Below are 16,658 nucleotides of genomic sequence, written 5' to 3'. Positions count from 1 at the left end.
TTATTGCGGGCTTTCGGTCAGGGTGGACAGATCGGGCGGCGTGGACAGATCGAACCCCGCGCCTTGGGCTGCGGGCAAGGCCGCCACGGCAGGACGGACCAGCCGGTCAGCGTCCTGCACCAGCAGCGGCGTGGCGGCTGCCAGCGGGGCCTGCGCCAGTTGCTGCGGCGGCGCGTCCACCCCCGGCGTCAGAACGCGGCCGGGCGGGGCAACGGGCATCGGTGTTTCGGCTGCGGCCTGAGGCAGCTCAAGGCTTTCCGGGGCGGGCGGGGTCATGACGGGGGCGGCAGGCGCATCGGCCCGCACCACGGGCTGCGCGGTCGGATCGGCGGGCGCAGGCGCGGCCTCATCCCCCGGCAGATCGATCGCAGGCGCGGCCGCGACGATCGGCGTGTCAGACAAGGGCTGCGGCGCGACGGGTTGCAGATCATCCGCGGCGCGGGCGAATTCCGAGTTTTCCGGGGGCGTGGGGGTGTCGATCACGGGGGCATCGGCAAGCGGCGTGTCGGCGACGGGTTCGGGTGCCGCAGGCTCGGCTATCGCGGCGACTTGCGGCGCGGGTGCCGGCGTGTCGGGCGCGGGCGTCTCGGACGCAGCGGGCACCTCGGGGGCGGCGGGCGTCTCGGTCGCTGGCGCTTGCGCGGGTTCGGGCGCTGCCGGGGTCGCGTCGACGGATGCGGCAGGCGCGGCCACATCCGGCAGCGCCGCGATCTGCGCCGGCGCGCGCGGTGGTTGTGGCAAGGCCAGCGACAGCGCGGCCAGCGCCGCCCCACAGACCAGCGCGCCCTGAACCAGCCCCGCCGCAAATCCCCGTGCCATAGATCCCCGCCCTGTTTTTTGCCCCTTGGGCTTGACCCTTGGCGGCGCTTTATCACATCTATAGCGGCAGATTTTCCGGGCTTCGCCCCAAATGCAAGGCCCAAGGCCGAAAGCGCGCACCATGATCCTGCTTATCGACAATTACGACAGCTTCACATGGAACCTGGTTCACTACATGGGTGAGGCCGGGGCCGAGGTCGTCGTGCGCCGCAACGACGCCCTGACCGTGGATGAGGCATTGGCCATGGGCGCGCAGGGCATTCTGGTGTCGCCCGGCCCCTGCGATCCGGCGCAGGCGGGCATCATCGTGCCGCTGATCAAGGCGGCGGCCGAACGCGCGCTGCCGCTATTCGGTGTCTGCCTTGGCCATCAGGCCATCGGCGAGGCGTTCGGCGGCAAGGTCGTGCGGGCCTCGCGCATCGTGCATGGCAAGACCGACGCGATCAGCCATGACGGCACCGGGGTGTTTTCCGGCCTGCCCTCGCCGCTGACGGCCACGCGCTATCATTCGCTGACCATCGAACCTGAAAGCCTGCCCGACTGCCTGCGCGTCACCGCGACCAGCCCGGACGGCACGATCATGGGCATCATGCACCGAACCCTGCCGATCGAGGGCGTGCAGTTCCACCCAGAAAGCATCGCCTCGGAACATGGCCATGACATGATCCGCAATTTCCTGCGCCGCTGTTCCAATCTGGATGCCGCGGCATGAGCCTGTCGGATATCCGCCCGCTGATCGGCATTGCCGCCGCGCGTCCGCTGACCGGCACCGAGGCCGAGGCCGCCTTCGGCGCGCTGTTCGAGGGCGCGGCGACCCCTGCCCAGATCGGCGGCCTGCTGATGGCGATGCGCGTGCGCGGCGAAACGGTCGAGGAAATGGCCGCAGCCACCCGCGCCATGCGCGCCCGGATGAACCGCATCAAGGCCCCGGACGGGGCGATGGATATCGTGGGCACCGGCGGCGACGGCAAGGGCACGCTGAACATCTCGACCGCGACGGCCTTCGTGGTGGCGGGCGCGGGTGTGCCGGTGGCCAAGCATGGCAACCGCAACCTGTCGTCGAAATCGGGCAGCGCGGATGCCATGACGCATCTGGGTCTGAATGTCATGACCCCGCCCAACGTGGCCGAGCGCGCCTTGGCCGAAACCGGCATCTGCTTCATGATGGCTCCGATGCACCATCCCGCGATGCGCCATGTCGGCCCGGCCCGGACCGAGCTTGGCACGCGCACGATCTTCAACCTGCTGGGGCCGATGACGAACCCCGCTTCGGTCCGGCGTCAGTTGACCGGGACGTTCGACCGCGTGTGGAACCGCCCCATGGCCGAAACCCTGCGCGAACTGGGCAGCGACATGGCGTGGCTGGTGCATGGCGGCGACGGCACGGACGAAATTTCCATCGCCGCGCCAAGCTGGGTCGCGCAGCTGAAAGACGGCCAGATCACCGAATTCGAGATCTCGCCCGAAGATGCGGGTCTGGCCGTGCATCCGTTCGAGGCGGTGCTGGGCGGCGATCCCGCGCAGAATGCCGCCGCGCTGCGCCGCTTGCTGGACGGCGAGACCGGGGCTTACCGCGATGCGGTGCTGCTGAACGCCGCCGCGGCCCTGCTGATCGCGGGCAAGGCCCCGGACCTGCGCTCTGGTGCGGAAATCGCCGCCGAGGCCATCGACAGCGGTGCCGCCAAGGCGCGGCTGGCGGCGCTGGCCGCACAGGTCGGCGCGCCCGAACCGCAGCCGTGATGGCAACGGTCCCGCAGGCATGGGCCGATCTGGCGTTTTTCCATGACGACTGGCCAAAGATCGCGGCGCGTCTGGCGGATCAGGACTGGCTGCCCGGCGCGGATCGCGTCTTTGCAGCCTTGGCGCTGACGCCGCCGGATGCCGCGCGCGTCGTGCTGCTGGGACAGGATCCCTATCCGACGCCGGGCCATGCGAACGGGCTGGCGTTTTCGGTGACGCCGGACACCGCGCTGCCGCGCTCGTTGAAAAACATCTATGCCGAGATGCGGGACGATCTGGGGGCCGCGCCGCCGAATGGCGATCTGGCGCATTGGGCGCGGCAGGGGGTCTTGCTGCTGAACACCTCGCTTTCGGTGCTGCCGGGTCAGGCGGGGGTGCATGCGAAATGGGGCTGGGACCGTCTGGCGCGGCAGGCCGTGGCGCGGGCGCAGGCGCAACGCCCGCTGGCCTTCATCCTATGGGGCGGCCATGCGCAGAAGGCACTGGCCGGACTGCCGCGCGACTGCGATCTGGTGATCGAAAGCGCCCATCCCTCGCCCCTGTCGGCGCGGCGGGGCTTTTTTGGCTCGCGCCCGTTCAGCCGAGTGAATGACTGGCTGACCGCGCGGGGCGAGGCCGAGATTGATTGGACGGCGGGCAAAGGGTAAGGACAAGGCATGGATATTCTGGACCGCATCAAAGCCTACAAGCTGGAAGAAATCGCCGCCGCGAAGGCCGCGCGCCCCCTGTCGCAGATCGAGGCAGAGGCCCGCGCCGCCGAAGCGCCGCGCGGCTTTGCCCGCGCCCTGACCGAAAAAGCCGCGACCGGCCATGCGCTGATCGCCGAGATCAAGAAGGCCAGCCCCTCGAAAGGTCTGATCCGGCCCGATTTCGATCCGCCCGCCTTGGCCCGCGCCTATCAGGCCGGGGGTGCGGCCTGCCTGTCGGTCCTGACCGACGCCCCCAGCTTTCAGGGCGCGCCCGAATTTCTGACCGCCGCCCGCGCCGCCTGCGACCTGCCGGCGCTGCGCAAGGATTTCATGTATGACACCTATCAGGTGGCCGAAGCGCGCGCATGGGGCGCCGATTGCATCCTGATCATCATGGCCTCGGTCGATGACGCGCTGGCGGCCGAACTGGAGGACGCAGCCCGGCATTGGGGCATGGACGCGCTGATCGAGGTGCATGACCGCGACGAGCTGGACCGCGCCCTGCGGCTGACATCGCCGCTGATCGGCGTGAACAACCGCAACCTCAAGACCTTTGATATCACGCTGCAAAACACCGTCGATCTTGCGCCGCACGTTCCCGCCGACCGCGATCTGGTCTGCGAAAGCGGGCTGTTCACCCCCGCCGATCTGGACCGTATGGCCAAGGCCGGCGCGCGGCGCTTCCTGATCGGCGAAAGCCTGATGCGGCAGTCCGACGTGACCGCCGCCACCCGCCAGATGCTGGGCGCCGCATGAGCCTGACGCATTTCGACGCCGCCGGTCAGGCACATATGGTCGATGTCTCGGACAAGCCCGACACGGCGCGCGAAGCCGTGGCCGAGGGCTGCGTCATCATGGCCCCCGCGACCTTGGCGCTGGCACAGGGCGGGGCAGCCAAGGGCGATGTCATGGGCGTCGCACGTCTGGCCGGGATCATGGGCGCCAAGCGCACCGCCGATCTGATCCCGCTGTGTCATCCGCTGCCGATTGCCAAGGTCTCGGTCGATCTGGTGGCCGATCCGGCCCTGCCCGGCATCCGCGTCACGGCGACGGTCAGGACCACCGGCAAGACCGGCGTGGAAATGGAAGCGCTGACGGCCGTATCGACCGCCTGCCTGACGGTCTATGACATGCTGAAGGCCGCGCAAAAGGACATGCGGATCGAAGGCATCCGCCTGCTGTCCAAGACCGGCGGCAAATCCGGCGAGTTTCGCGCGTGATCAGCGTCGATGAAGCCCGCGATCTGGTTCTGGCACTGGCCCACCCGCCATCGCCCGAGGATGTGGCGGTGCAGGACGCGCTTGGCCGTGCGCTGATCGCGCCCGCGATTGCCGGACTGACGCAACCGCCTTTCGATGCCTCGGCCATGGACGGCTATGCGCTGCGCAGCGCCGATCTGCCCGGCCCGCTGACCGTGATCGGCACGGCGGCGGCGGGTGTGCCCTACCCGGGCGACACGCCCCCCGGATCGGCCATCCGCATCTTTACCGGCGCGCCGGTCCCTGCGGGCTATGACCGGGTGGTGATGCAGGAAATCGTCACGCGCGAGGGCGACCATATCACTGTCGCCGATGCCGGCCACAATCTGAACATCCGCCTGATGGGAAATGATTTTTCCGAAGGCACGCCGTTTTTGCCGCCGCGTCCGCTGCGCGCCTCGGATCTGGGTCTGATCGCGGCGATGAACGTGGCGCGTTTGCGCGTGGCGCGGCGTCCGCGTGTGGCGGTTCTGGCGGGCGGGGACGAACTTGTGCTGCCCGGCGAAACGCCCGCTGCGGGCCAGATCATCAGTTCGAACGACATCGCCATCGCCGCGCTGGCGCGCGAGGCAGGGGCCGATGTCACGGTCCTGCCCTTGGCGCGCGATACCGAAGACAGCCTGCGCGACCGCTTTGCCCAAGCCGAAGGCTGCGACCTGATCGTGACGATCGGCGGCGCCTCGGTCGGCGATCACGACCTGATCGGCAAGGTCTCGGCGGATCTGGGGATGCAGCGCAGTTTCTATAAGCTGGCCATGCGTCCGGGCAAGCCGCTGATGGCCGGGCGGATGGGCAAGGCCGCGATGCTGGGTCTGCCGGGCAACCCGGTCTCGGCCATCGTTTGCGCGAAACTGTTCATGCAGCCGCTGCTGCGCGCGATGCAGGGTCTGCCGCCCGGTCCTGATCTGCAACAGGGCATTCTGGCCCGCGACCTGCCCCCCGAGGGCGACCGTCAGCACTATCAGCGCGCCCGGCTTCTGCCCGGCGAACAGCCTCGGATCGACCCGTTTGGCGATCAGGACAGCGCCCGCCTCTGGCTGCTGGCCGAGGCCGACGCCCTGCTGGTCCGCCCCGCGCATGATGCTGCCCGCCCCGCGGGCGACCGGGTTTTGTTCCTGCCGCTTTAGTCGGTTAACCCGTTCTTTACCCGAATCGGCATAAAGATCGACGGAAAGGGTTGACCAATCCGGAACATTCAAGGAACATGATGGCTGACGCGGCGAAGCAGGGACCAACGATGCTGACGAAAAAGCAAATCCAACTGCTGGAATTCATTCAGGCGCGTATGGCTCGGGACGGGGTTCCGCCCTCGTTCGATGAAATGAAACTGGCGCTGGACCTGCGCTCGAAATCGGGAATTCACCGTCTCGTGACAGCTTTGGAAGAACGCGGCTTTATCCGCCGCCTGCCGCACCGCGCGCGTGCGCTGGAAATCGTGCGCCTGCCCGACAGCCTCAGCAAGGGAACCGGCTTTCAGCCACGGGTGATCGACGGCAGCCTGCCCGACCGCCCTGCCCCCATGCCGCGCGGCGCGATGGAAATTTCGGTCTCGGCCGTCGATCTGCCGGTGATGGGGCGCATCGCCGCAGGCGTCCCGATCGAAGCGATCTCGGAGGTTTCGCATCACATCGCCGTGCCGGGCTCGATGCTGTCGGGTCAGGAACGCCATTACGCGCTGGAGGTGCGGGGCGATTCCATGATCGAAGCGGGGATCAACGATGGCGATGTCGTGGTGATCCGCGAACAGGACACCGCCGAAAACGGCGATATCGTGGTGGCCTTGGTCGAAGGCTCGGAAGCCACGCTGAAACGCTTTCGCCGCAAGGGCGGCATGATCGCGCTGGAGGCGGCGAACCCCGCCTACGAAACCCGCGTCCTGCCCGAGGACAAGGTGCGCGTTCAAGGCCGTCTTGTCGGGCTGATCCGCAGCTACTGAAATGTCACGCCCGCAACTTTCGGGCGTTCACATTCGCGGTCGATCACCCAAGCGGCGTTGCGGCTTTTTGCCGTCTGCGATATCCATAGGCGCAAATCAGCCTGTCAAGGAATACCCATGCGCGCCCTGACGCTTCGCATCCTCGCCCTGCTCATGCTTGCCGCGCTGCCCGCGCGCGCGTTCGAGACAAATGCCAGTGCCGCCTGGGTCTATGATGTCTCGACCGGCACCGTGCTGATGGAGAAGAATTCCGACCAGCCGCTGCCCCCAGCCTCCATGTCAAAGCTGATGACGCTGAACATGCTGTTCGAGGCGCTGCATGACGGACGCGTGACCATGGACACGACCTTCCCCGTCTCGACCAAGGCGTGGAAGATGGGCGGCTCCAAGATGTTCGTGGAACCCGCGGACCGGCCCTCGGTCGAGGAACTGATCCACGGCATCATCATCAATTCCGGCAATGACGCCTGCGTGGTGGTTGCCGAAGGCCTGGCAGGCACCGAAGAGGCCTTCGCCCGGCTGATGACCGAACGCGCGCCGCAAATCGGCATGGACGCGTCGCATTTCGCGAATTCCTCGGGCTGGCCGCATCCCGATCACCGGATGTCGATGCATGATCTGGGCATTCTGGCGACGCGCCTGATCACGCAGTTCCCCGAGCTTTACAAGAATTTCGCGCTGACGGATTACAACTACAAGAACCGCGTGCCCTCGAATGCGAACAACCGCAACCCGCTACTTGGTCTGGGGATCGGCGCGGACGGGCTGAAGACCGGGCACACGCAGGAAGCGGGCTACGGGCTGGTCGGGTCAGCCATGCAGGGGGATCGTCGTGTGGTGTTCGTCATCACCGGCCTGCCCAGCGAAAAGGCCCGCGCCGAAGAGGCCGAGCGGATCGTCAACTGGGCCTATCGCCAGTTCACCATGCGCACCATCGTGCCCAAGGGCGACATCGTGGCGCAAGCGCCGGTCTGGCTGGGCGATCGCAGCCGCGTCGGCCTGACCACCGAAGACGGCGTCAAGGTGCTGCTGCCCGCAGGCGCGCAAGCGGGCGTCACCGCCGAGGCGGTCTTCAACGGCCCTGTCGAAGCACCGATCAGCAAGGGCGATCATATCGGTGAATTGGTGGTCAATATTCCGGGGGCCGGCCAGTCGCGCTTGCCCCTGCTGGCCGCCGATGACGTGGCGCGTGCGGGCGTCGTGGGACGGCTGCAAAACGCCGCAATGCGCCTGGGCGAACGCGCGGTTCAGGCCGCCACCAACTGACCGCGCCGATGTTCATCAGCTTTGAGGGCATAGACGGCTCGGGCAAATCGACCCAAGCCCGCAGGCTGGCCGATACGTTGCGTGCCCAAGGCAAATCCGTCGCGCTGACCCGCGAACCCGGTGGCAGTCCTGGCGCCGAAGAAATCCGCCGCCTGCTGGTCGAAGGTCAGGGCGAACGCTGGTCGCCCGAGACCGAGCTTTTGCTGTTCACCGCCGCCCGCCGCGACCATGTCGAACGGCTGATCTCGCCCGCCTTGGCACGGGGGGAACATGTCATCACCGACCGTTTCGCCGACTCCAGCCGCGTCTATCAGGGCCTCGTGCGGGCCGAAAACCGCCGTCTGGTCGAGGCCCTGCACGATCTGATGATCGGGATCGAGCCGGACCGCACCTTCCTGATCGACATCGAACCGGATGTCTCACTGGCGCGCGGACAGGCGCGCGGCGGGGCCGAAGACCGCTTTGAAAGCCTGGGCCTGACTTTTCAACAACAGCTCAGGGCGGGGTTTCTGGCACTGGCCGCCGAACAGCCGGACCGTATCCGCGTCATCGACGGGCGCGGCTCGCAGGATCAGGTCGCCGCGCGCGTCCTTGCCGCGCTATGAGTGATGACACCCTGCCCGAACCCGATCGCCTGCCCGGCGCGCCGCATCCGCGCGATGCGGACCGCGTTCTGGGCCAGAATCACGCGGTTCAGGATTTCCTGTCCGCCGCACAAGTCGGGCGGCTGCATCACGGCTGGCTGCTGACCGGCCCGCGCGGCACGGGCAAGGCCACGCTGGCATGGGCGATGGCGAAATGGCTGCTGTCCGAGGGCGACACCGACAGCCTGCAGACCGATCCCGATGCGCCGGTGGTGCGCCGCATCCGGGCGCTGTCCGAACCCAGATTGCAACTGATCCGCAAACCCGTGGACGAAAAGACCGGGCGGATCAGGACGGAAATCACCGTCGATGAAATCCGCCGCCTGCAATCCTTCTTTCACATGAGCGCGGCCGAGGGCGGTCGCCGCGTCGCCATTATCGATGCGGCGGATGAGATGAACACCGCCGCCGCCAATGCCCTGCTGAAACAGCTTGAAGAGCCGCCGCGCGACGCGACGCTGATCCTGATCGCGCATCAGCCGGGACGGCTTTTGCCGACCATCCGCTCGCGCTGCCGCGAATTGCGGCTGCAACCGCTGCCTGCCGACGACATGGCGCAGATCCTGTCGGATCTGGGCATCGATGGCGATGCGCAGCAATTGTCGGCCTTGGCGGGCGGCTCGGTCGGCGAGGCGGTGCGGCTGGCGGCGCAGGATGGTCTGCCGCTGTATCGGCGCATCGTTCAGCTGTTCGCGGACTATCCCCGCCTTGACCGGCGGGCTGCTGCGGGCCTTGCCGAAACCGCAGCGGGGCGCGCCACCGCCGATGGCGACCCGTTCGATCTGATGGTGACGCTGCTGGACCGTTTCCTGACCCGCGCCGCGCGGACCGGGCTGCTGGGCGCGCCCTTCCCGGAAGCCGCCGCGTCCGAGGCCGAGGTGCTGACCCGCATTTCGCCCGATCCGCAGGCAGCGCGGCTTTGGGCCACGGCACAGGCGGAACTTTCGGCACGGGCGCGCGCGGGCCGGGCGGTCAACCTTGACCCTTCCGCGCTGGTGATGGATATGCTGATCGGGCTTGCGAACCAGCCCGCCCGCTAAGGCGGGCCAAGGAATCCCGATGTCAGACCCTGCCCTGCCCGAACTTGTCGACAGCCATTGTCATCTGGATTTTCCCGATTTCGACGGAGAGCAGCCCGAACTGATCGCGCGTGCCAATGCCGTGGGCGTCGGGCGCATGGTCACGATCTGCACGCGGATGCACAAGGAACCCGCCGTGCGCGCCTTGGCCGAGGCGCATGAGGGGCTGTTTTACGCCGCAGGCATTCACCCGATGTATGCCGCCGAAGAGCCGCTGATTTCGGTCGAGGAACTGGTGCTGCTGGCCCGGCATCCGAAATTCGTGGGCATCGGCGAGACCGGGCTGGATTATCACTATACCGCCGACAGCGCTGCGGTTCAGGCCGAAAGCCTGCGCACCCATATCGAGGCCGCGCGCCGCACCGGCCTGCCGCTGATCATCCATTCGCGCGACGCGGATGAGGATATGGCCCGCATCCTGACCGAGGAACACCGCATCGGCGCGTTTTCATGCGTCATGCATTGCTATACCAGCGGCCCGGAACTGGCGCGGGTGGCGCTGGATCTGGGCTTTTATCTGTCGATGTCAGGCATTGCCGCCTTCCCGCGCTCGACCGAGATCCGCGAGATCTTTGCCGCCGCGCCGCGCGACCGCATTCTGGTCGAAACCGACGCGCCCTATCTGGCCCCCCCGCCCCATCGCGGCAAGCGCAATGAGCCGTCCTTCGTGGCCCATACCGCCCGGATCGGCGCCGAGGCGCTTGGCCTGTCCGAGGCCGAATTCCGCGCCCAGACCACCGCGAATTTCGACCGGCTGTTTCACAAGGCCGCCAGATGATCCGCGCGGTGATCCTTGGCTGCGGGTCGTCGGGGGGCGTGCCGCGTCTTGGAAATCTGTGGGGCGAATGCGACCCGGAAAATCCGCGCAACCGTCGCCGCCGCTGTTCGCTGCTGATCGAGCGCGCGGGGCCAAACGGCACGACGCGCGTGCTGATCGACACCGGCCCCGACATGGTGCCGCAGCTTCTGGATGCGGGCGTCGGCGCGCTGGATGGCGTCGTCTATACCCATGCGCATGCCGACCATATCCACGGCATCGACGATCTGCGCCAGATCGTCTTCAATTCGGGCGGCATGATCGACACCCATGCCGATGCGCCGACCGCCGAGGCCTTGCTGCGCCGCTTTGGTTATGTCTTTGAAACGCCGGTGGGATCGTCCTATCCGCCGATCTGCCGGATGGTGCCGATCACCGGCCAGATCCGCATCGACGGCGCTGGCGGGCCGGTGGATCTGACGCCGTTTCAGGTCAGTCATGGCGATATTCCCGCGCTTGGCTTCCGCATTGCCGCAGCGGGCGGCGGTCTGGTCTATCTGCCCGATGTCAAAGCCATCCCCGAGGCGGCATGGCCCGTCATCATGGGCTGCGAGGTCTTTGTCTGCGACGCCCTGCGCCGCCGCCCGCATTCCAGCCACGCGCATCTGCCGCTGGCGCTGGAATGGATTGCACGGTCAGGCTGCCCGCGCGGCGTGGTGACGAACATGCATATCGATCTGGACCATGATGCCGTCATGGCCGAGACGCCCGAAAACGTAATTCCCGCATATGACGGATTGGTGCTTGAACTGACATGACCACGCTTTTCGATGTCATCCTTCCGGTCTTTCTGATCATCGGGTTCGGCTATCTGGTTGCATGGCGGAAGATGTTTTCCGAGGTGGGCGTCGACGGGCTGATGCGCTTTGCGCAGAATTTCGCGGTGCCGGTGCTGCTGTTCACCAATGTGGCCAAACTGGACATGGCCGAGAACTTCAATCTGTGCATGTGGATCGCGTTTTATACCGGCGCGTTCCTGAGCTATTTCATCGGCTGGGCAGTGGCGCGGTTCTATCTGAAACGCTCGGCCGAGGATGCGGTGGCCATCGGGTTCTGCTGTCTGTTTTCAAACTCGCTGCTGCTGGGTATTCCGATCATGGAACGGGCCTATGGTGCCGAGGCGATTGCCGGAAACGTCGCCATCATCGCCATCCATTCGCCGGTGCTGTATACGTTCGGGATCACCATGATGGAGATCGCCCGGTCGCGCGGGCAAAGCCTGAGCATCGGGCAGGTCTCGATGCGGGCGCTGTCGGGCGTGCTGCATACGCCGCTGATCATCGGCATTCTGTCCGGGGCCGTGGTGAACCTGCTGGTGCAGGCCGGGCTGGTGGTGCCGCAGGGTTTTTGGGCGGCGGCCGACATGATGGCGCGGGCGGCGCTTCCGGCTGCGCTGTTCGGCATGGGCGGCGTGCTTTACCGTTATCGTCCCGAGGGCGACAGCACGGCGATTGCCCTGTGCTGCATCTGTTCGCTGGTGGTGCATCCGGTCACCACCTATGGGCTGGGGATGCTGTTCCAGCTGCCTGCGGGCGCGATGCGTTCAGCGGTGATTACCGCCGCCATGGCGCCGGGGGTGAATGCCTATCTGTTTGCGGCGATCTATAATTCCGCCAAGCGGGTGGCGGCGACGACGGTTCTGATCTCGACCGGGTTGTCGATCCTGACGATCTGGTTCTGGATCGCCGTGCTGCCCTGAGGTGCTGCCCTGACAGGAAGACCGCCTCCGGCGGGAGTATTTGGGGAACAGAGAAAAACGGCCGGGGTCGTCCCCCGGCCGTTGTTCATTTGCCCGCCCAGACGGTGGATCAGTGCGGGGCGATGCCGCGCATCTTTTCCGAGCGGCGGCGCAGCATCTCGACCGTGGCCAGCAAGGCGATCGAGAAGATCACCAGCAGCGTTGCCACCGCAAGAATGGCCGGAGAGATCTGTTCGCGGATGCCGTTCCACATCTGGCGCGGAATGGTTTGCTGATCGGGACCCGCGATGAACAGAACCGCGACCACTTCGTCGAACGAGGTGACGAAGGCAAACAGTGCGCCCGAGATCACGCCGGGCAGGATCAGCGGCATGATGATGCGGAAGAAGGTGGTGCGGGGGTTGGCGCCAAGGCTGGCCGCCGCCCGTGCCAGCGACTGGTCAAAGCCGATCAGCGTGGCCGTCACCGTGATGATCACGAAGGGGATGCCCAGCGTGGCATGGGCCAGGATCACGCCCAGATAGGTGCCGGCCAGTCTGCCGCATTGCGGGTTCAGGCCGATCCAGGTCAAGGGCTCGCACGGGTTCGAGTAGAAGAAGAACATCCCCGTCGCCGTGATGATGATCGGCACGATCATCGGCGAGATCAGCACCGCCATGATGATGCGGCGGAACGGCATTTCCGGGCGCGACAGGCCCAGTGCCGCCAGCGTGCCCAGCACCGTTGCCAGAATGGTCGAGAAGAAGCCGATGATGGCCGAGCTTTTCGCCGCCTGCACCCATTTCGCGTTCTGCCAGACATCGGCCCACCAGCTAAGCCCGCGCGGCGCGTCCGGGTTCACCATGCCGAAGGTCAGCAGGCTGTCATACCACCGCATCGAATAGCCGGACGGGTCGAAGGACAGCATCTTGTCGGTGAAGGTGAAGTAGGGCTCGGCGTTGAACGACAGCGGGATGACCACCACGATCGGCGCGATCAGGAAGAAGAAGATCGCCGCGCAGATCGCCAGCCGGGTGTAATACCAGGTCTTTTCCAGCGGGGATGCGTAAGTCGGAAGGGCCATGATGCTTATCCCAGCTTGAGGTTGTCGATGCCGACCAGACGATCATAGACCCAGTAGAGGATCAGCACGCCGCCCAGAAGGATAGCCGCCAGCGCTGCCGCCATCGACCAGTTCAGCGTCTGCGTCATGTGCATGGCAATCATGTTCGAGATGAGCTGCCCCGAGGATCCGCCGACCAACGCGGGCGTGATGTAATAGCCCACCGCCAGAATGAAGACCAACAGCGCCCCTGCCCCCAGCCCCGGCAGGGTCTGCGGGAAATAGATGCGGCGGAACGCGGTCCAGCTTGTCGCGCCAAGGCTGCGGGCCGCGCGGACATAGGACGGGTTGATCGTGCGCATGACGGAATACAGCGGCAGGATCATGAAGGGCAGCAGGATATGTGTCATCGCGATGATCGTGCCGGTCTGGTTGAAGATCATCTGCAACCGGCCCGTGTTTCCGATCACGCCCAGCCAGACAAGGATGTCGTTCACCACGCCCTGCTGTTGCAGCAGCACCATCCACGCGGTCGTCCTGACCAGAAGCGAGGTCCAGAAGGGCAGCAGCACAAGGATCATCAGCAGGTTCGACTGCCGCGTGGGCAGCGTGGCCAGCAGATGCGCGATGGGAAAGCCCAGCAGGAATGTGGTGAAGGTGATGACCAGCGACAGCCACAGCGTGCGCATGAACAGCATCAGATAGACGCGCTGCTGTTCCGGGGCCTGCACGATATTGCCGTTGTCATCGCGGGTGCGGTCGACCGCGGCCAGATAGAAATTGGCGGTATAGGGCGTCGATGCCTCGCGCATCACCGACCAAAGCTTGGGGTCGGCCCATTTCTGGTCCATCTCGACGATGGCGTCGCGATAGGGCGGCTCGAGCCCGCGCCGGGCTTGACGGCCGGCCGAGGTGAACATCGACCGCGTGCCGGGCATGTCATAGTTGATGCGCGTGCCGACGACGCCGATGCTGCGCGCCTCGGCGCTGGCGGTCAGGTCTGCGGCCAGCGCGGCCCATGCGGCTTCGTCGGGATCGGTGCCGCGCGGGTGTTCGGCAAACCACGCCGAAAGCTGCGGCATATTCGCCGAAAAGCCGTCATTCTTGACCGAGCGTTGCAGCATCTGCCCGATCGGGACCACGAAGGTCAGAAGGATGAACAGCAAAAGCGGCAGCACCAGCAAAAAGGCACGGCGGCGTGCCCGGCGCGAGCTTTTCGCCAGCGCGCGCGCCAGCGGCTGCCCATCCGCAGTTTTCAGCCCGCCGCGCGTATCAAGGCCACCGGCCTCGGTCGCGATGGCGGCGTGGGGATCAAGCGCATTGGCCATCTTGGTCTTTCACGATATCCGGTTCAGGACGCCGCCCGGAGCCTGACCCCGGACGGCGAAACGGCTTAGCTTGCGGCAAGCCAGGCGTTGAAACGCTCGCTCATCTCGGCCTGGTGGTCGGCCCAGAATTCCGGATCATCCATGACGGCGGTGGTCATGTGTTCGGGATTGGTCGGCATATGCGGACCCATTTCGGTCTTGCCGTCCTGATACATCCCCACCAGCGCCGCCGAGCTTTTGCGGGCCGGGCCATAGGCGATCCATTTCGCCTGATCCGCCAACTGCTGCGTTGCGGTGGCGAATTTCAGGTATTCCATCGCGGCTTCGGGGTTGGGCGAATCCTTGGCGACGACGAACATGTCCATGTCCATGTATTGCCCGTCCCAGATGATCTCGAAGGGTTTGCCCTCGGCCACCATGGCGTCGAAGAAGCGGCCGTTATAGCCGGTCGCCATCACCACTTCGCCATCGGCCAGCAGCTGCACGGGCTGCGCGCCCGCTTCCCACCAGACCGTGTCCTTCTTGATGGTGTCCAGCTTGGCAAAGGCGCGGTCGACACCTTCGGGCGTGCCCAGCACGTCATAGACATCAGCCGCCGGAACGCCATCGGCGATCAGCGCCAGATACAGCGTGCGCTTGGGGTTCTTGGGCAGGCCACGCTTGCCGGGATATTTGGCGGTGTCGAAGAAATCCGCCGCCGTGCTGGGCTTGCCATCCGGGAACTTGGTCGAATCGAAGGCGATGACCGTGCCCCAGAAGATGTTCGCAACCGCGCAATCCTGCAGCGCGCCGGGGATGAAGTCGTCGGCGGCAGCCGTGCCATCGGGCGCGGCGGGCAGGCTTGCCGGGTCGATTTCGACCAGCGCGCCTTCGTCGCACAGGCGGATGGCGTCCGATGTTTCGATGTCGAACACGTCGCCGGTGATATTCTTGGCCTCGACCTGCGCTTTCAGCGGCGTGGCCGGGTTGTCGGCGGCGATCATGTTGACCTTGATGCCGGTCGCCTCGTTGAAGGGCTTGTTGTAAGCCTCAACCTGCGATTTCTCATAGGCTCCACCCCATGAGACGACGTTGACCTCTTTGTCCTGCGCCTGCGCCGAAACGGCCAGCACGCAAAGAGCCGAAGTCAGAAGAACTGTTCTTTTCATGGCTTTCTAAACTCCCGTTGGTGGTTGCGGCGCTTTGGCCGACGGTTCTTGGCGCCAGGTTCGGCGCGGACTGCGGCGGTTTTGCCGCCGCAGCCGTCTTGGGTCAGCTTGCAGCCAGCCAGGCGTTGAAACGCTCATTCAGCTCAGCGTCGTGATCGACCCAGAAATCAAGGTTCGAGGCCAGAGCGGCCGTCATGTTGTCAGCATAGGTCGGCAGGTTCGGCCCCATCGGCACATCGGTGCCGTCGATATTGCCGACCAGCGCGGCTGCCGATTTGCGCGGCGGGCCATAGCTGATGAATTCAGCCGCACGCGCCTGATTTTCCGGCGCGGTCGAGAAGGCGATGAATTCCTTCGCGGCCTCGGGATGCGGCGCGCCTTTCGGCATCACCCAGCCCTCCATCTCATAGATCTGGCCGTCCCACAGGATCTTGAAAGGCTTGCCCTCTTTCTGGGCGGCGTCGAAGATCCGGCCATTGAAGGCAAAGGCCATGCTGACCTCGCCATCGGCCAGAAGCTGCGGCGGCTGCGCGCCGGCTTCCCACCAGATCACGTCCTTCTTGATGGTCGCAAGCTTGGCAAAGGCACGGTCCACACCCTCGGGCGTTCCCAGCACCTGATAGACCTCGGCCGCGGGCACGCCATCGGCCATCAGCGCCAGTTCCAGATTGAACTTCGCGCCCTTGCGCATGGTGCGCTTGCCGGGGAATTTCGCGGTGTCGAAGAAATCGGCGGGCGTCGCGGGCTTGGCGTCGGCGAACTTGCCGTCGTCATAGGCGATGATCATCGAATAGACATCGGTGCCGACGAAGCAATCGGTGATCGCGCCTTCGATGAAATCGTCGGTCGCGGCGGTGCCATCGGCGGCGGGCAGCAGGATCGAGGGGTCGATTTCCTCAAGCAGGCCTTCATCGCACAGACGCACGGCATCGGCATATTCCACGGACGCCACATCAGCCGAGACATTGCCCGCCTCGACCTGCGCTTTCAGCGGCGTGGCCGGGTTGTCGGCATCGGCGACCGAAACCTTGATGCCGGTCTTGGCCTCGAAAGGTTTGGTATAGGCCTGAACATGGCTGTTGCCATAGGCGCCGCCCCAGCTGAGCAGGTTCATTTCCTTGTCCTGCGCCTGCGCGGTCGCGGCAACCAGCGTCAGGGCCGAAGTCAGGATAAGCGTGCGTTTCATATCATT

The 16,658-nt window shown here is 65.9% G+C and carries 18 protein-coding genes; 13 read left to right on the top strand and 5 right to left on the bottom strand.

The window, feature by feature from the left end:
- The gene (locus tag GL284_RS12175) at positions 1-819 is read right to left on the bottom strand and encodes a hypothetical protein (protein ID WP_155044900.1); all 819 of its coding nucleotides are present in this window, start codon (positions 817-819) and stop codon (positions 1-3) included.
- Positions 820-940: 121 nt separating this feature from the next.
- Between GL284_RS12175 and GL284_RS12170 the strand changes: the two genes are divergently transcribed.
- The 13 genes from GL284_RS12170 (at position 941) to GL284_RS12110 (ending at position 11,948) form a co-directional block, all read left to right on the top strand.
- Positions 941-1,531 carry an anthranilate synthase component II gene (locus tag GL284_RS12170; RefSeq protein ID WP_155044899.1) on the top strand — a complete coding sequence of 197 codons (591 nt, stop codon included), beginning with the start codon at positions 941-943 and terminating at the stop codon, positions 1,529-1,531.
- Entirely contained in the window at positions 1,528-2,559 is a 1,032-nt protein-coding gene (gene trpD, locus GL284_RS12165) for an anthranilate phosphoribosyltransferase (RefSeq protein ID WP_155044898.1), read from the top strand. The genes GL284_RS12170 and trpD overlap by 4 nt, the downstream gene beginning before the upstream one ends.
- Entirely contained in the window at positions 2,559-3,206 is a 648-nt protein-coding gene (locus GL284_RS12160; protein ID WP_155044897.1) for a uracil-DNA glycosylase, read from the top strand. The genes trpD and GL284_RS12160 overlap by 1 nt, the downstream gene beginning before the upstream one ends.
- Positions 3,207-3,215: 9 nt before the next feature.
- The gene (trpC, locus tag GL284_RS12155; protein WP_155044896.1) at positions 3,216-4,004 is read left to right on the top strand and encodes an indole-3-glycerol phosphate synthase TrpC; all 789 of its coding nucleotides are present in this window, start codon (positions 3,216-3,218) and stop codon (positions 4,002-4,004) included.
- Positions 4,001-4,468: a cyclic pyranopterin monophosphate synthase MoaC gene (moaC, locus tag GL284_RS12150; RefSeq protein ID WP_155044895.1), complete on the top strand. Its 468-nt coding sequence runs from the start codon at positions 4,001-4,003 to the stop codon at positions 4,466-4,468. Before trpC ends, moaC begins: the two co-directional genes overlap by 4 nt.
- On the top strand, positions 4,465-5,634 hold the full coding sequence (locus tag GL284_RS12145; RefSeq protein WP_341870363.1) for a molybdopterin molybdotransferase MoeA: 1,170 nt from the start codon (positions 4,465-4,467) through the stop codon (positions 5,632-5,634). The genes moaC and GL284_RS12145 overlap by 4 nt, the downstream gene beginning before the upstream one ends.
- Before the next feature lie 110 nt (positions 5,635-5,744).
- Positions 5,745-6,443: a transcriptional repressor LexA gene (gene lexA, locus GL284_RS12140; RefSeq protein ID WP_155044894.1), complete on the top strand. Its 699-nt coding sequence runs from the start codon at positions 5,745-5,747 to the stop codon at positions 6,441-6,443.
- 117 nt (positions 6,444-6,560) lie between these two features.
- Positions 6,561-7,709: a D-alanyl-D-alanine carboxypeptidase family protein gene (locus GL284_RS12135; RefSeq protein WP_155044893.1), complete on the top strand. Its 1,149-nt coding sequence runs from the start codon at positions 6,561-6,563 to the stop codon at positions 7,707-7,709.
- An 8-nt stretch (positions 7,710-7,717) separates the two neighbouring features.
- The gene (gene tmk, locus GL284_RS12130; protein ID WP_155044892.1) at positions 7,718-8,314 is read left to right on the top strand and encodes a dTMP kinase; all 597 of its coding nucleotides are present in this window, start codon (positions 7,718-7,720) and stop codon (positions 8,312-8,314) included.
- On the top strand, positions 8,311-9,393 hold the full coding sequence (locus tag GL284_RS12125; protein WP_155044891.1) for a DNA polymerase III subunit delta': 1,083 nt from the start codon (positions 8,311-8,313) through the stop codon (positions 9,391-9,393). Before tmk ends, GL284_RS12125 begins: the two co-directional genes overlap by 4 nt.
- A 19-nt stretch (positions 9,394-9,412) precedes the next feature.
- Positions 9,413-10,210 (top strand): TatD family hydrolase, encoded by a 798-nt coding sequence (locus GL284_RS12120; RefSeq protein WP_155044890.1) that lies wholly within the window; start codon positions 9,413-9,415, stop codon positions 10,208-10,210.
- On the top strand, positions 10,207-11,007 hold the full coding sequence (locus tag GL284_RS12115; RefSeq protein ID WP_155044889.1) for an MBL fold metallo-hydrolase: 801 nt from the start codon (positions 10,207-10,209) through the stop codon (positions 11,005-11,007). The genes GL284_RS12120 and GL284_RS12115 overlap by 4 nt, the downstream gene beginning before the upstream one ends.
- Positions 11,004-11,948 (top strand): AEC family transporter, encoded by a 945-nt coding sequence (locus GL284_RS12110; protein ID WP_155044888.1) that lies wholly within the window; start codon positions 11,004-11,006, stop codon positions 11,946-11,948. The genes GL284_RS12115 and GL284_RS12110 overlap by 4 nt, the downstream gene beginning before the upstream one ends.
- Before the next feature lie 109 nt (positions 11,949-12,057).
- Here the strand turns inward: GL284_RS12110 and GL284_RS12105 are convergent, their stop codons facing one another.
- The 4 genes from GL284_RS12105 to GL284_RS12090 all read right to left on the bottom strand — a co-directional run bounded on the left by GL284_RS12105 (position 12,058) and on the right by GL284_RS12090 (position 16,652).
- Positions 12,058-13,011, bottom strand: coding sequence for an ABC transporter permease (locus GL284_RS12105; RefSeq protein WP_155044887.1), 954 nt, complete (start codon positions 13,009-13,011; stop codon positions 12,058-12,060).
- A 5-nt stretch (positions 13,012-13,016) separates the two neighbouring features.
- The gene (locus tag GL284_RS12100; RefSeq protein ID WP_155044886.1) at positions 13,017-14,318 is read right to left on the bottom strand and encodes an ABC transporter permease; all 1,302 of its coding nucleotides are present in this window, start codon (positions 14,316-14,318) and stop codon (positions 13,017-13,019) included.
- 65 nt (positions 14,319-14,383) lie between these two features.
- Positions 14,384-15,466 (bottom strand): ABC transporter substrate-binding protein, encoded by a 1,083-nt coding sequence (locus tag GL284_RS12095; RefSeq protein WP_155044885.1) that lies wholly within the window; start codon positions 15,464-15,466, stop codon positions 14,384-14,386.
- 103 nt (positions 15,467-15,569) lie between these two features.
- A complete protein-coding gene (locus GL284_RS12090) occupies positions 15,570-16,652 on the bottom strand; it encodes an ABC transporter substrate-binding protein (RefSeq protein WP_155044884.1) in 1,083 nt (360 codons plus the stop codon).
- Between the last annotated feature and the right edge of the window lie 6 nt (positions 16,653-16,658).

This window comes from Paracoccus shanxieyensis, assembly GCF_009711265.1.
Lineage (GTDB): Bacteria > Pseudomonadota > Alphaproteobacteria > Rhodobacterales > Rhodobacteraceae > Paracoccus > Paracoccus shanxieyensis.
The sequence above is the reverse complement of the archived record's forward strand: the minus strand, read 5'-3'. Positions and strand labels throughout refer to the sequence as shown.

Coding starts and splice junctions, on each gene's coding strand:
- GL284_RS12175 (WP_155044900.1), bottom strand. CDS start 819: ATGGCACGGGGATTTGCGGCGGGGCTGGTTCAGGGCGCGCTGGTCTGT.
- GL284_RS12170 (WP_155044899.1), top strand. CDS start 941: ATGATCCTGCTTATCGACAATTACGACAGCTTCACATGGAACCTGGTT.
- trpD (WP_155044898.1), top strand. CDS start 1,528: ATGAGCCTGTCGGATATCCGCCCGCTGATCGGCATTGCCGCCGCGCGT.
- GL284_RS12160 (WP_155044897.1), top strand. CDS start 2,559: ATGGCAACGGTCCCGCAGGCATGGGCCGATCTGGCGTTTTTCCATGAC.
- trpC (WP_155044896.1), top strand. CDS start 3,216: ATGGATATTCTGGACCGCATCAAAGCCTACAAGCTGGAAGAAATCGCC.
- moaC (WP_155044895.1), top strand. CDS start 4,001: ATGAGCCTGACGCATTTCGACGCCGCCGGTCAGGCACATATGGTCGAT.
- lexA (WP_155044894.1), top strand. CDS start 5,745: ATGCTGACGAAAAAGCAAATCCAACTGCTGGAATTCATTCAGGCGCGT.
- GL284_RS12135 (WP_155044893.1), top strand. CDS start 6,561: ATGCGCGCCCTGACGCTTCGCATCCTCGCCCTGCTCATGCTTGCCGCG.
- tmk (WP_155044892.1), top strand. CDS start 7,718: ATGTTCATCAGCTTTGAGGGCATAGACGGCTCGGGCAAATCGACCCAA.
- GL284_RS12125 (WP_155044891.1), top strand. CDS start 8,311: ATGAGTGATGACACCCTGCCCGAACCCGATCGCCTGCCCGGCGCGCCG.
- GL284_RS12120 (WP_155044890.1), top strand. CDS start 9,413: ATGTCAGACCCTGCCCTGCCCGAACTTGTCGACAGCCATTGTCATCTG.
- GL284_RS12115 (WP_155044889.1), top strand. CDS start 10,207: ATGATCCGCGCGGTGATCCTTGGCTGCGGGTCGTCGGGGGGCGTGCCG.
- GL284_RS12110 (WP_155044888.1), top strand. CDS start 11,004: ATGACCACGCTTTTCGATGTCATCCTTCCGGTCTTTCTGATCATCGGG.
- GL284_RS12105 (WP_155044887.1), bottom strand. CDS start 13,011: ATGGCCCTTCCGACTTACGCATCCCCGCTGGAAAAGACCTGGTATTAC.
- GL284_RS12100 (WP_155044886.1), bottom strand. CDS start 14,318: ATGGCCAATGCGCTTGATCCCCACGCCGCCATCGCGACCGAGGCCGGT.
- GL284_RS12095 (WP_155044885.1), bottom strand. CDS start 15,466: ATGAAAAGAACAGTTCTTCTGACTTCGGCTCTTTGCGTGCTGGCCGTT.
- GL284_RS12090 (WP_155044884.1), bottom strand. CDS start 16,652: ATGAAACGCACGCTTATCCTGACTTCGGCCCTGACGCTGGTTGCCGCG.